The 13,436-nt window shown below is 71.1% G+C and carries 12 protein-coding genes and 1 tRNA gene; 10 read left to right on the forward strand and 3 right to left on the reverse strand.

The features are described 5' to 3' along the window. Nucleotides 1-63: 63 nt before the first annotated feature. The 5 genes from DEI96_RS13965 (at nucleotide 64) to DEI96_RS13985 (ending at nucleotide 5,442) form a co-directional block, all read left to right on the forward strand. Nucleotides 64-702 carry a TetR/AcrR family transcriptional regulator gene (locus DEI96_RS13965; protein WP_027466131.1) on the forward strand — a complete coding sequence of 213 codons (639 nt, stop codon included), beginning with the start codon at nucleotides 64-66 and terminating at the stop codon, nucleotides 700-702. Between the two features lie 86 nt (nucleotides 703-788). Next, entirely contained in the window at nucleotides 789-3,440 is a 2,652-nt protein-coding gene (locus DEI96_RS13970; protein ID WP_111023567.1) for an MMPL family transporter, read from the forward strand. A gap of 135 nt (nucleotides 3,441-3,575) precedes the next feature. Then, a complete protein-coding gene (locus tag DEI96_RS13975) occupies nucleotides 3,576-4,019 on the forward strand; it encodes a MarR family winged helix-turn-helix transcriptional regulator (protein WP_111023570.1) in 444 nt (147 codons plus the stop codon). A 51-nt stretch (nucleotides 4,020-4,070) separates the two neighbouring features. After that, the gene (locus DEI96_RS13980; protein WP_027466129.1) at nucleotides 4,071-4,283 is read left to right on the forward strand and encodes a hypothetical protein; all 213 of its coding nucleotides are present in this window, start codon (nucleotides 4,071-4,073) and stop codon (nucleotides 4,281-4,283) included. 37 nt (nucleotides 4,284-4,320) lie between these two features. Further along, nucleotides 4,321-5,442, forward strand: coding sequence for an alkene reductase (locus DEI96_RS13985; protein WP_110865182.1), 1,122 nt, complete (start codon nucleotides 4,321-4,323; stop codon nucleotides 5,440-5,442). A gap of 93 nt (nucleotides 5,443-5,535) precedes the next feature. Here DEI96_RS13985 and DEI96_RS13990 read toward each other — a convergent pair whose 3' ends face one another. Further along, nucleotides 5,536-6,618 carry a hypothetical protein gene (locus DEI96_RS13990; protein WP_111023573.1) on the reverse strand — a complete coding sequence of 361 codons (1,083 nt, stop codon included), beginning with the start codon at nucleotides 6,616-6,618 and terminating at the stop codon, nucleotides 5,536-5,538. An 81-nt stretch (nucleotides 6,619-6,699) separates the two neighbouring features. Between DEI96_RS13990 and DEI96_RS13995 the strand changes: the two genes are divergently transcribed. The 5 genes from DEI96_RS13995 to DEI96_RS14015 all read left to right on the forward strand — a co-directional run bounded on the left by DEI96_RS13995 (nucleotide 6,700) and on the right by DEI96_RS14015 (nucleotide 12,309). Next, the gene (locus DEI96_RS13995) at nucleotides 6,700-8,814 is read left to right on the forward strand and encodes an acyltransferase family protein (protein ID WP_111023576.1); all 2,115 of its coding nucleotides are present in this window, start codon (nucleotides 6,700-6,702) and stop codon (nucleotides 8,812-8,814) included. Nucleotides 8,815-8,985: 171 nt separating this feature from the next. After that, the gene (locus DEI96_RS14000; RefSeq protein ID WP_111023579.1) at nucleotides 8,986-10,656 is read left to right on the forward strand and encodes a glycoside hydrolase domain-containing protein; all 1,671 of its coding nucleotides are present in this window, start codon (nucleotides 8,986-8,988) and stop codon (nucleotides 10,654-10,656) included. Between the two features lie 29 nt (nucleotides 10,657-10,685). After that, nucleotides 10,686-10,907 carry a hypothetical protein gene (locus DEI96_RS14005; RefSeq protein ID WP_111023582.1) on the forward strand — a complete coding sequence of 74 codons (222 nt, stop codon included), beginning with the start codon at nucleotides 10,686-10,688 and terminating at the stop codon, nucleotides 10,905-10,907. Continuing rightward, a complete protein-coding gene (gene aroQ / locus DEI96_RS14010) occupies nucleotides 10,904-11,584 on the forward strand; it encodes a gamma subclass chorismate mutase AroQ (RefSeq protein WP_258320854.1) in 681 nt (226 codons plus the stop codon). Before DEI96_RS14005 ends, aroQ begins: the two co-directional genes overlap by 4 nt. 92 nt (nucleotides 11,585-11,676) lie before the next feature. Continuing rightward, entirely contained in the window at nucleotides 11,677-12,309 is a 633-nt protein-coding gene (locus DEI96_RS14015) for a TetR/AcrR family transcriptional regulator (RefSeq protein WP_111023585.1), read from the forward strand. Nucleotides 12,310-12,467: 158 nt separating this feature from the next. On the opposite strand, the gene DEI96_RS14020 is transcribed toward DEI96_RS14015, so the two are convergent. Further along, nucleotides 12,468-12,540 (reverse strand) — tRNA-Arg (locus tag DEI96_RS14020). 110 nt (nucleotides 12,541-12,650) lie between these two features. Continuing rightward, complete coding sequence (locus DEI96_RS14025) at nucleotides 12,651-13,436, reverse strand: dienelactone hydrolase family protein (protein ID WP_111023588.1); 786 nt, start codon at nucleotides 13,434-13,436, stop codon at nucleotides 12,651-12,653.

The raw sequence follows: 13,436 nt of genomic DNA on the forward strand, positions 1-13,436 counted from the left end.
GAACCTGGGGATGCACTCAACCTCATTGCACCGAGTGCATCGATGCACCTAGTGTTCCATCTCGTGACCATCGCGACCGACCGCCGTGCTGCCCTCAAGGCGAAGCACCGTGCGGCGATCCTGCAGGCCGCTCGCGACCTGATCGACGAGCGCGGCGGCCGCGACTTCAGCGTGGACGACCTCGCCGCCCGGGCCGACATCGCCCGGCGCACCGTGTTCAACCACTTCGCCTCGCTCGACGAGGTCCTGCTGGCCGTGTGCGAGCAGGAGCTGTCCGTCATCATCGACCGGTTCCTCGCCGACATGGCCCGGACACCGGTGGGCGACGGCAGCCGGGCGTCGATGTTCGACGAGCTCGAGTCCGCCGCCCGCGGTGCCGACCTGGCTCCGGCGATCGCCAGCATGTACCGGATCCTCGGCGACCCCGGCAAGGACGACCCGAAGGCCGCGGTCCTGACCCAGACTGCGTTCTCGCGGGTGACCGAACGGCTCCGGCACGAGGTCGCCCGGCGCTACCCGGCCGCCGACCCCCTCGACGCCGCGCTGCTCGTCGAGTCGCTGATGAGCGGCATCGTCGTCATCGCGGAGCACTGGCTGGCGACGTCCGGCCCCGAGCTCGACCAGCCGGCGCTCGACGCGTGGGACGACCTGCTCGCACGACTCGTGCACAGCGTCCGCAGCGGCTACATGGCCGACGACTGACCCCGCCACACCTCCTCATCCCCCAGGGGTCCACCGGCGCACCCCGCACCACCAGCACCTGACACGAAAGGACCGCAGGCAACCGCATGGCCGGTCTCCTCTACCGTCTCGGACGGTTCTCCGCACGACGCCACTGGCTCGTGATCATCACCTGGGTCGTGATCATGGCCGTCGCGGGCGTCACGTACACGCTCTTCGCCGGCACCATCTCGTCGTCGATCACGATCCCGAACACCAAGACCAGTCAGGTGCAGGACCAGCTCGCCGACAAGTTCCCGTCGGCGAACGGCGGCAACGGCACGATCGTCTTCGAGACGAAGGACGGCAAGGCGTTCTCGTCGTCGCAGCAGTCCGAGATCGACGACTTCCTGACCAGCCTCGAGAAGCTCGACGGCGTGAAGGGCACGACGAGCGGCTTCGACACCCAGGACCAGCTCGACGACCAGCGGCAGAAGATCGTCGACGGCCGTGACCAGATCGAGTCCGGTCGCGCGAAGATCGAGACCGGCCAGGACCAGCTCGACGCCCAGAAGGCGCAGCTCGAGTCCGGCAAGCAGAAGATCGAGGACGCCCAGGCGCAGCTCGACGCGCAGAAGGCCCAGGCGCAGGCAGCCGGTGGCGCAGCCGTCCCCGCCGCACAGGCGCAGGCAGCGGCCGCCCAGCTCCAGCAGGCGCAGGCGCAGATCGACGCCCAGCAGGCCCAGATCGACGCCGGTGAGCAGCAGATCGCCGACGCCCAGAAGACGATCGACACGAACAAGCAGAAGCTCGACGACAACGAGCAGGAGCTCGAACAGGGCTCGGACCTGCTCGACCTGTCGAAGGACATCCGCTTCGTGTCGGACAACGGCAGCGCCGCGATCGGCACCGTGCAGTTCACGACGTCGACCTACGAGGTCCCCGCGGACACGAAGACCGCCATCGCGGACGACGCCGAGTCGGCCGACATCCAGGGCGTCAACGTGTACGTGTCGAACGACATCGCACAGGGTGTGCCGTCGATCCTCGGCCCGGGTGAGATCGGCGGTGTCATCATCGCCGCGATCGTGCTGCTCCTGATGCTCCGCACGGTCATCGGTGCCGCGGTCCCGCTCGTCAGCGCCGTGCTCGGCGTCGGTGTCGCCTCGCTCACCGCCCTGTCGTTCTCGAGCGTCGTCGAGTTCATCTCGGTCACGCCGGTCCTGGGGGTGATGCTGGGCCTGGCGGTCGGCATCGACTACTCGCTGTTCATCCTGAACCGGCACCGGACCCAGCTGAAGCAGGGCATGCAGGTGCACGAGTCCATCGGGCTCGCGAACGGCACGTCGGGCAACGCCGTGGTGTTCGCCGGTGCGACGGTCATCGTCGCGCTGCTCGCGCTGAACATCACCGGCATCCCGTTCCTCGGCCTGATGGGCACGGTCGGCGCGGTCGCGGTGCTCTTCGCGATCCTCATCGCGACGTCCTTCACCCCGGCCCTGCTGTCGCTCATCGGCATGCGGATCCTGCGGAAGAAGGAGCGCGCGAAGATCGGCAACACCGACTCCACGCGGATCCCGAACAAGCCGATGTCGAGCTGGCGCGCGGTCATCACGCTCGTCCTCGGCGTCGCGGTGCTCGGCACCATCGCCCTGCCCGCGACCCAGATGCGCCTCGGCCTGCCGAGCGGTTCGTCCGAGGCCGTCGAGTCGAGCCAGTACAAGGCCTACAAGACGCTCGAGAAGGAGTTCGGCGCCGGTCAGAACGGCCCGCTGCTCGTCGTGGCGACCCTGCCGGAGTCGATCAGCAAGAGCGACGTCACCGCGACCGAGGTCACCATCGGCCAGGCGATCGCGAAGAACGACGACGTCAAGGCCGTCCTGCCCATCGGCGCCTCGAAGGACCGCGACATCGTCGCGTTCCAGGTGAAGCCCGCTGGCGGCCCGGACAGCGTCTCGACCGAGAACGTCGTGAAGGACCTGCGCGAGCAGACCGTCTCCACCGACGACGGCAAGGTCACCCTCGGCGTCGCCGGCAACGCGTCGGCGAACATCGACGTGTCCGAGAAGCTCTCGAACGTGCTGCCGCTCTACCTCGTGGTGGTCGTCGGGCTGTCGCTGATCATCCTGATCATCGTGTTCCGGTCGTTCCTCGTGCCGATCACCGCCACCGCCGGGTTCATCCTGTCCGTGCTGGCGTCCTTCGGTGGCCTGACCGCGATCTACCAGTTCGGCTGGCTCGGCTCGGTCTTCGGTGTGCACGACCCGGCACCGATCCTGAGCTTCCTGCCCATCATCGAGATCGGCATCCTGTTCGGTCTGGCGATGGACTACCAGCTGTTCCTGGTGTCCGGCATGCGTGAGGCCTACGCCCACGGCGCGAGCGCGAAGGTGGCCGTCCAGCGCGGTCTGCACGCGGGTCGCGCGGTGGTCACGGCCGCGGCGATCATCATGATCTCCGTGTTCGCGGGCTTCATCTTCTCGGACTCGTCCACCATCAAGCCGATCGGCTTCGGGCTGGCGTTCGGTGTGCTGATCGACGCTTTCGTCGTCCGCATGCTGCTCATCCCGTCGGCGATGCACCTCCTCGGCAAGAGCGCCTGGTGGTTCCCGAAGTGGCTCGACCGCATCGTGCCGGACGTCGACGTGGAGGGCGCGAAGCTCGAGCGCACCCACCCGGTCGCCGGCCACGAGGACACGCACACCGGCACCCACGCGCTCCCCGTGGAGCCGGACGCGAACGCGCACGACTCGGGCCACCCGCCCGCGCACCGCGCGTAGTCGACGCACCAGCGCAATTACCCTGGAGGCCCGGTGCCGGTCCACGAGACCGGCACCGGGCCTCCAGGCTGTTGCGCCCACCGCCCCGGGGTCGCGACCGCACCACTTCGTGCACGAACGAAGTACCCTGAGGGCATGACCCAGACCGCATCGGACCCGCTCGCGCTCGACCGGCAGCTCTGCTTCGCACTCGCGGCGACGAGCCGCAGCGTCATCGGGCTGTACCGCGACCTGCTCGAGCCGATGGGCCTGACCCACCCGCAGTACCTCGTGATGCTCGCCCTGTGGGAGCGTGACCCGCGGTCGGTGCGCGAGATCGCCGGGGAGCTGCGACTCGACTCCGCCACGCTGAGCCCGCTGCTCAAGCGACTGGAGGCCTCCGGCTACGTCCGCCGCACCCGCAGCGCCGCCGACGAACGCCAACTCGAGGTGTCCCTGACGACCGCCGGGCGCGCCCTGCGCGACCGAGCACAGGCGGTGCCGCTCGCCGTCGCCGACCGGCTCGGGTGGCCACTCGCCCGACTCGAGTCCCTGAAGGACGAGCTGACCGAGCTGCTGGAGCGCGTCGACCAGGTGTGATCCGCGGCCATCAGTGCCATAATGGTTCGTGCACGAACGAAAGGATGCACCGTGGGACGCTTCGGCCAGTGGTACGAACGGTGGAACACGACGCTCATCAACAAGATGGGCCCCTCGCAGATCGGCGCCGGTCGCCCCGAGGGCATCGACGACCGGACGATCGACCGGGGCTGCCCCCTGTGCGGCAAGCCCCTCTCGCAGCACCAGGTGATCCGGCCCGAGGGCCAGGTGCGCTCGTCGACGCTCGTGTGCCCGCGCGACTGACCGCACTGCCTGAAGAAGTGCTCCGAGGCGGAATTGCATGGGACAACTCGTCGTTCGCCCTGACGTGAAGCTCTTCGAACCCGCCTCCATCGGCGCCCTGTCCCTGTCGAACCGCGTCGTCATGGCCCCGCTCACGCGCACCCGCGCCGGCGAGCACGGCGTCCCGAACGACCTGCTCGTCGAGCACTACCGGCAGCGCGCCGGACTCGGCATGATCATCACCGAGGGCACCTGGCCCGTGCAGGAGGGCCGCTCGTACCCCGGGCAGCCCGGCATCGAGACCGACGACCAGATCGCCGGCTGGCGCCGCGTGACCGACGCCGTGCACGCCGCCGGCGGCACGATCGTCATGCAGCTCATGCACGGGGGCCGCGTCTCGCACACCGACATCTCGCAGACCCCGCGCATCGTCGCCCCGTCCGCCATCGCCGCCCCCGGGCAGACGCACCTGGCCGACGGCTCGAAGGCCGACATGCCCGTTCCGCACGAGCTGACCACCGCCGAGGTGCAGGAGGCCGTGCAGGGCTTCGTGCAGGCCGCCCGCAACGCGATCGCCGCCGGACTCGACGGTGTCGAGGTCCACGGCGCCAACGGTTACCTGGTGCACGAGTTCATGTCGCCGGTGTCGAACACCCGCACCGACCAGTACGGCGGCTCCCCCGAGAACCGCGCACGCTTCGCGATCGAGGTCACCACGGCCATCGCCGAGGCCATCGGCGCCGACCGCACCGGCATCCGCCTGTCGCCCGAGCACGGGATCCAGGGCGTCATCGAGGACGACGCCGCCGACGTGCGCGCCACCTACACCGCCGTCGCCGAGGGCCTCGCGCCGCTCGGCCTCGCCTTCGTCGACGTCCTGCACGCCGAGCCGACCGGTGACCTGGTGCAGCACGTCCGCCGTACCGCGGGCGCGCCGTTCATCGTGAACTCGGGCTTCTCGTCGCTCACCACCCGCGACGAGGCCATCGCGATCGTCGACGGCGACCACGCCGACGCCGTCGCCGTGGGCCGCGCCGCGATCGCCAACCCGGACCTCGCGCACCGTTGGGAGCACGACGCCGAGCTCAACGAGCCGCGTCCGGAGCTCTTCTACGGCGCGACCGCCGAGGGCTACACCGACTACCCGTCGCTGGCCGAGGCGCGCGCGACCGTCGCGTAGTCGACGCACCACCTGAGGAAGGGGAGGCCCGTGGCGACACCGCCACGGGCCTCCCGTCCGTACCGGGGCCACGTCGCAGGCGTGCGCCGACGGTCAGTGGTCGAGGACCGAGAGCGAACCGACCACCGCGACGGCCAACGGTCCGCTGTAGGACACGCAGACGACGCCCATCCACACGGCCCCCGCCCACGTCGCTCGCAGACGGCTCTTCCGCCGGTCGCGGAGCACCAGGCGACGCCCCGCGGCGGCGATCGCGTCGGCGTGCCCGTCCTCGAGCAACGAACGGTCGTCCTGGTACCGGGAGGCGGCGCGCACGACACGGGGCACGACCTCGCCCAGGACTGCCTCGACCTGCATCCACGGCGCAGGGCGCGACCAGTCCGCGGTCCCCGGCGCCGAGAAGACCAGCCGGTCGTCGACCATCTCGACGTTCCAGCCGGCCGCGTGGTCGACGAGCGCCGCCATCACGTCAGGGGTGAGGACGTACAGCGCGTCCCGGCCGTAGTCCTCCGGCGCCCACACCCGGAAGTGCCGGTCGAAGTCGCCCTCCAGGGACATCCGCTGCCGGTGGCGGAGCACCACCGGCAGGTCGCTGCGACGACCGTCGTTCGCCGTGGCGTCGAGGAGCAGGTGCGGCAACGTGCCGGGCAGCCGGACGGTCAGGTACGTCCAGTCCCGCGAGACCATCCAGCGCCGCAGGACGCAGCCGAACTCGACGTCCGGGACGCCGTCGACGTGCACGGGGGCGGCGCCGAACCGGGGGTGGACGCGGATGCCGGAGTAGCGCAGGGTGATCATCGAGTCGAGCGGCTTCGGACGGACCGGACGCGCCGGGTACCCACTGGCCTCCCCCGTCAGCACCGCCCGAACCTCGTCCGGACGCAGGGTCCGAGGTCGTTCGCCCCGGACCAGGAGCACGACGAGCCCGACCACACCGGCGACGAGCACCACGAACCAGGCCACCCAGTGGACGACGTCGCCGACACCCGCACCGTTGTGGACGAGCCCGGTGCCCCAGACCACGAGCGCGGACGCGAGCCACGCGAGCGGGACCTCGATCGCCAGGAGCAGCGCGTTCCACCACCGCGGAGCCTGTCGCGGGCGGCGCATCCGCGGTCGTCGCGCCGTCTCCGCCGCGAACTCGTCGTCGGACGCGGTCAACCAGCGCAGGTCCATCGGCCCCCCTCTGGAGAAGGATCGTAGCGTCCGCGTCGAGAACGCCCGGCGGAGCCGTCCACGTCTCCTAGGATCGACGCAGTGAGTACAGCAACGCCGGGCGAGCGGGGCCCCGCGCACCGAGCGCGCGACACCACGCGGTGGGACATCCAGGGCCTCCGCGCGTTCGCCGTCCTCGCGGTCGTCGTCTACCACCTGTGGCCGGGCGCCCTGCACGGTGGGTTCGTCGGTGTCGACGTCTTCTTCGTGATCTCCGGCTTCCTGATCACCGGGCTGCTGCTGCGGGAACAGCTCGCGACGGGCACGATCCGGCTCGGACGGTTCTGGTCGCGCCGGGCCAAACGCCTGCTGCCGGCCGCGTTCCTCACCATCGTCGTCACCGGCGTCGCGGTGCTCGTGGCCGTGCCGAGCGCGCTGTGGGGGCAGTACGGGCGTGAGCTGATCGCCTCGACGGTGTACCTGCAGAACTGGGAGCTCGCGGCGAACGCCGTCGACTACCTGGCGTCGGCCGACGCCCCGTCACCGTTCCAGCACTTCTGGTCGCTGTCGGTCGAGGAGCAGTTCTACATCCTCCTGCCGCTCCTGCTGCTCGGCGTCGGGGCGCTCGCGCGCCGGCGGTTCACGCCGCTGGCGACCGCGCGGCTGCTGCTCGGCAGCGTCGTCGTGCTGTCGCTCGTGTGGAGCATCGTGCAGACCGCCACCGACCCCGGCGTCGCCTACTTCTCCACCGGCACCCGCGCGTGGGAGTTCGCACTCGGCGGTCTCGTCGCCACCGTGCACCTGCCCGAGGTCCGCACCGAGGTCGCCCGACGGGTCCGCCTGGTCGCCACCGGCATCGGCGTCGTGGCCCTCGCACTGTCCCTCGTCGTGATCACCCCGGAGACGGCGTTCCCCGGGATCGCGGCGCTGCTGCCGGTCGCCGGTGCGGCACTCGTGCTGCTGTTCGGTGCGGGGACCGAGTTCGAGGACGTCGGGGCACTGCGGCCCGTCGCCTTCTTCGGTCGGATCTCGTACGCGCTCTACCTCTGGCACTGGCCGCTCGTCGTCATCCTGCCGATCATGCTCGGCCGTCCGCTCGACTGGGCGACGAGCTCGGCGGTGCTGCTCGTCGCGATCGGTCTGGCCACCGTGACGACGATCTGGTTCGAGGAACCCGTCCGGTTCTCGACGTGGCTGCGGGACCTGCAGCCCCGGGGCGTCGTCTCGCTCGCCGTCATCTGCAGCTTCACCGTCGTCACGCTCGGGGCAGCCACCCTGACCGCCGTCTACGTGCAGGAGGTCAACGCGACCACGGTCACGAAGCAGGTCACCGCGGAGCAGGAGGACGACGACGAGTCCTGCTTCGGTGCCGCCGCGCGCATCGGGTTCGCGGACCCCTGCGTCGACCCCGAGCTCGCCGACGTCCGTGTGCCCGCTCCGGCCGTGGCCAAGGACGACGACGACAACCGCGCCGAGTGCTGGAGCGGCACGTTCCGGCCCTGCGTCCTCGGCAAGGCCACCGGCTGGTCGAAGCACCTCATCGTCATCGGCGACTCGCACAGCAACGCACTGCTCGGCGCGTACGAGAAGATCGCCGACGACAACGGCTGGCGGATCGACCTGGCCGGCGCCGGCGGGTGTTACCTCACCACCGCGCAGCAGGACTCACTGAGCCCCTCGTCGATGCGGGGCTGCAACTCGTGGAAGCACGCCGCCATCGACTACGTCCGCGAGCACCGCGACGCCGACGCGCTGGTCGTCACCCACTCCACCACGCAGATGCCGGTCAGCCTGCCGCCCGGACCGGCCCGCGACAAGGCCACCCGCAACGGCCTGGTCGACGCGTGGGAGCAGGCCGCCGGCGACGAGCTGCCCGTCATCGCCGTCCGTGACAACCCGGTGCCACGCCCCGACGTCGTCGCCTGCCTGAGCACGATGTCCGGGCCGACGACGGACGCCTGCGACCGGTCGCGCGCCGAAGCACTCGGCACGACGGACTCGTCGGTCGAGGCCGTCGCCGCGTTCCGGGCAGCCGGGGGCAGGGCAGCGTCGATCGACCTGAGCCGCTACTACTGCACCGACACCACGTGCCCCGCGGTCGTCGGGGGCGTCCTGGTCTACCGGGACAGCACGCACATCACGGCGACGTGGGCGTCCTCGCTCGAGCCGTACCTGGAGCGTGCGCTGCGGGACCGGTTGGCGGCGTTCGCGCGCTGAGCCGGGCGGCCCGAACCGGGGGACTGAGCGCTTCATCAGACGATCGTCTGCCGAATTGCAGGACCGTCCCAAGTTGAGGGACGAAGTTGCTCGGACCATGCCGCGGCCATCAGCATCGCACAACGCGATCGACGGCCAGCGGACGCTCGAGGCAACTGAAGGGGCACCCCCGTGCACATCTCGCGCCGAACTGCGCTCATCGGCATCACCGCCACCGTCCCGCTCGTCACGACCGCGCTCGCGGCCCCGGCCGACGCCGCCACCCCGTCCGGCGCGGCCGGCTCCACCGGGTCGACCGGTTCCTCCGGCTCGTCAAGCTCCGCCGACTCGGGCGTGCTGGCCGTGCAGCGCTGGCTCAACACGACCTTCGGGCACCTGCACGGATGGGTGCACGTGGACGAGGACGGGCTGACCGGCAGCGGCACCGTGCTCGGGATCGTGCAGGCCACCCAGTCGCTGCTCGGCATCTCCCCCGTCGTCGCGACGTTCGGGCCGACGACCCGTCGGAAGCTCGAACAGCACGGCGACGTCGGGGCCGAGACGGGCGACGACGCCGCGACCTGGCGCCGGCTGGTCCAGGCCGGACTGGTCTGCAAGGGCGCATCGACCGTGACGCTCACCGGTGAGTACGACGCGGCCACCGTTGCGGCCGTGCAGGCGCTCCGGTCCGACCTGGGTGCCGAGCCCGGCGCGCTCCCGCTGTCGGCCCACCTGTTCGGCGCGCTCCTGACCGTCGACCCGGTGCGCCTCGCCTCCGGCGGGTCCCGAGCGGTGCGCGCGGTGCAGCAGTACCTCAACCGCACCTACGCCGAGGCGACCGGCGGCGCGTACGGCAGCACGAGCGGACTCGTCGACACGAGCACGTACTCGGCGGCGATCCGCGCGGTGCAGGTCGCGGTGGGCGTCACGGTCGACGGTGCCTGGGGCCCGGGGACGGCTGCCGCGCTCCGTGCCGCGGGACCGAGCGTCGTCGGGGTCGGAGCCACCGGCCCCTGGGTGCTGCTCGTCAAGGCGCTCCTGGTGCTGAACGGCGAGCGCGTCGTGTTCAGCAGTGCCTACTCGGCGGCGGACGCCGCGGTGGTCCGTGCGTTCCAGCAGTTCCAGGCGTTCCCGCCGGCCGAGCAGACCGGGACGTGCGACGCCGGCACCTGGGCAGCCCTGGCGGCGAGCACGGGCGACCCGGACCGCGCGACGACGGGCGCCGACACCGCGGTGCGCCTCGACGATGCCCGCGCGGCCGCCGTCCGGGCGTCCGGTGCGACCAGCGTCGGCCGGTACCTCACGAACCACCAGCGTTCCGGGGCACTCGACAAGGCTCTGACCCCCGAGGAACTCCGCGTGATGGCGAGCGCCGGGCTCGGGCTGTGGCCGATCTTCGAGGAGGGCGGGTTCGCTGCCTCGTGGTTCACGGAGGAACAGGGCGTCCGCGACGCCCACCGCGCCCACGACGCGGCCCGGAAGCTCGGGATCCCGAAGCAGACCACCGTCTACTTCGCCGCCGACTTTGACGCGACCTCGGCACAGGACGAGTCGCTCGTGGTGCCGTACTTCCGTGGCGTCGCCGCCGGCCTGCGGGACCGGGGGAACCTGTACAAGGCGGGCGTCTACGGCTCCCGCGCCACGTGCACCGCCGTGAGCAGCGCCGGACTCGCGCACTTCTCGTTCGTCGCCGGGATGTCGCCGGCCTGGGCGGGCAACCAGCTCGAGCCACTGCCGGGCAACTGGTCGCTCAACCAGATCCAGAACCGCACGGTCGGGTCGGGCAACGGGTCCACCGAGATCGACGCCGTGGTGGACTCCGGGCGCGACCCGGGCGTCCCCGCGGCGCTGCTGGCCGACTGACCGGCCGCTGACCGGGATCGAGCACCGCCGTGACCACCACGACCCCGCGTGACGACGAGCCGTACGCCGTGTTCCCGCACCGCGCCACCTACGTCTTCTCGAACTTCGAGGAGGCGATCTCGATGGACTGCTACTGCGACGAAGGCGCCGACCACTTCGGCGTCTACCCGTTCTACGACGAGGTCATCAAACCGATCATCGACGATCTGACCCGACGCGTCCGGCGCCGGTTCGGGAAGGAAACCCCGTGAACACCGCACACCCCACCACCCCGACAACCGCCCGGCACCGCACCCGCCGGACCGCCGCGACGGCCCTGGCCGTCGGGCTGCTCGCGGCGGGCATCGCCCTGCCGACCTCGGCGGCGAACGCCGATCCCCTGCCCACGTCCGCCGAACCGACGGGTTCCACGATGACCATCTCCCACGACGGTTCCCGTCCCACGGCGTCGACGGCGGAGCTCGACACCATCGGCACGCTCATCCTCCGACGGCTCGAGCTCGCCGACCCGGTGGCGGAGTCGAAGTGGCTCAGCGGCAAGCCGGTCGCCGACCCGGTCCGCGAACAGGCCGTCGTCGACGAAGCGGTGACCCTGGCGGAGCAGCAGGGCGTCGACCCCGTGCTGGTGACCCGGGTGATCCGCGCGCAGATCGCGGCGAGCAAGGTCGTCCAGCGCGGCCTCATCAACCACTGGACGCACAACCCGTGGACCGCACCCACGACGGCCCCCGACCTGACGACCATCCGGCCCCAGCTCGACGCCATCGACACGGACCTGGTGACCGCGCTCGGCCAGGCCCAGACCGTCGCCCAGGACCACCGGTGCGCGCACCTGGTGGACGCGGAGCGGAAGCACCTCGACGTCGGACTCGACTCGCTGCACCGGAAGGGGATCGACGTGGCCTGGCACACGTTCTGCGCTGCCTGACGCGGGCAGGGGACGGGCCGTCATCATGAGCGGCCCTAAGATGTGGTGTTCACTGATCGCTCAGCTCCGGGCGAGGAAGGACACCGCGCCAGATGAACCAGCGGCAGCTCGCCATGGAGGCCTCTCGACGAGCCATCATCGACGCCGCAGGGCAGCAGTTCGCGGCCTTCGGCTACGAGGCGACCACGTTCTCCCGCGTCGCCGAGGCGATGGGGAAGCCGAAGTCGGCGATCGGGTACCACCTGTTCCCGTCGAAGAAGGACCTGGCGACGGCGGTCATCGAACTGCAGCAGCAGCGCTGGCGTGCACTCTTCGACGCACTCCCCGCGCAGCCGGGCATCGAGCGACTGACGGTGTTCCTCCTGACCACCGGGATGGACGTCCGCCGGGGCTCGGTCGCGGGCGGCGCGGTCCGGCTCCTGCACGAACTCGGCAAGGCCGGCGTGCCGGTGCCGCGCGGCTTCGACTGGTTCGAGATGACGCGGGGCGAACTCGTCAGCGCCGGGGTCGCGGCGGCGGACGTCGACGCGGCCGCGGTCCAGCCGTCGGTCCTGCTGCTCCTCAACACGACGCTGGGCATGGTGGACGGTTCGACGCAGCTGACCGACGACGAACTCGTGGCGCAGCTCAAGGCCCTGTGGGCACCGCTCTTCACGTCGTTCGGCATCGCCGGTGCATCCGAGGTCATCGAGGCGGCCCAGCCGTACGCGCCGGCCACTTCGTGAGCAGGAACGGTCGAGTCCGTCTCGGGGACTCGACCGTTCCTGCTCACGAAGTCGCACGGAGCTGACGCGCGACGAACGGACCCGTGCGCGCACGCCGGCCGGAACGCCGGAACGACGAAGGGCCCCGGTGGAATCCACCGGGGCCCTTCTTCGTACTGTGCGCTCGAAGGGACTCGAACCCCCAACCTTCTGATCCGTAGTCAGATGCTCTATCCATTGAGCTACGAGCGCGTGGCCTTGCGGCCGTGGAAGACTCTACAACAGGTGCGGCCCGGGCGCCAATCGAGGCCCTCCGGCCCCCGTGCTCGGCGTGTCGCGAACGGTCTCCGACGGCCGCACCGTCACAGCGCCGCGGGCTCCTCGTCGAACACCTCGGCCAGGAACACCCGGAGCGCCTGCCACGACCGGCGGTCGGCGCGCTCCTGGTACTGCGCGCCGTGGTCCGGGGCGTCGGTGCCCGGCACGGCGAACGCGTGCATCGCGCCCGAGTACGTCACGACCTGCCAGTCGACGTCCGGCGCCGCCCGCATCTCGTCCTGCCACGCGTGCACGGCCTCGTCCGGCACGACGGGGTCGGCGCCCCCGGTGAGGACGAGCAGCTTCGCCCGGATGTCCGCGGCGTCCGAGGGGTCGTGCGCGATGAGGCCGCCGTGGAACGCCACGGCCCCGACCAGGTCGGCACCGGTCCGCGCGAGTTCGAGTGCGGTCGAGCCGCCGAAGCAGTAGCCCATCACCACGACGCGGGCGGGGTCGACGTCCGGGTCGGCGAGCAGTCGCTCGAGCCCGGCGGTGGCGCGGGCCCGCAGCAGGGGCAGGTCCTGGTAGAAACCGCCGGCGACCTGGGCCGCGGTGTCGTCACCGGGGCGGACGCCGGCGCCGTAGATGTCCGCACCGAACGCGACGTAGCCGAGCCGGGCGAGCATCGTCACCCGGGCCTCGACGTGCTCGTTCACGCCGTGCCAGTCGTGCACGACGAGGACGGCCGGACGACGGCCCGCGATCGCGGCGTCCTTCGCGAGCACACCGAGCAGTTGGGTGCCCTCGTGGTCGTAGGGGACGTCGTCGACACGGATGTCGGCGCCGGCGGGTTCGGGAACGGTCTGCAGGACGTCGTCGGTGGTGTTCAC

This window comes from Curtobacterium sp. MCLR17_031, from assembly GCF_003234775.2.
GTDB lineage: Bacteria > Actinomycetota > Actinomycetes > Actinomycetales > Microbacteriaceae > Curtobacterium > Curtobacterium flaccumfaciens.

What these genes read in the sequence shown, in the direction of transcription:
- DEI96_RS13970 (WP_111023567.1), top strand. Translation starts at nt 789, where the DNA reads ATGGCCGGTCTCCTCTACCGTCTCGGACGGTTCTCCGCACGACGCCAC.
- DEI96_RS13975 (WP_111023570.1), top strand. Translation starts at nt 3,576, where the DNA reads ATGACCCAGACCGCATCGGACCCGCTCGCGCTCGACCGGCAGCTCTGC.
- DEI96_RS13985 (WP_110865182.1), top strand. Translation starts at nt 4,321, where the DNA reads ATGGGACAACTCGTCGTTCGCCCTGACGTGAAGCTCTTCGAACCCGCC.
- DEI96_RS13990 (WP_111023573.1), bottom strand. Translation starts at nt 6,618, where the DNA reads ATGGACCTGCGCTGGTTGACCGCGTCCGACGACGAGTTCGCGGCGGAG.
- DEI96_RS14015 (WP_111023585.1), top strand. Translation starts at nt 11,677, where the DNA reads ATGAACCAGCGGCAGCTCGCCATGGAGGCCTCTCGACGAGCCATCATC.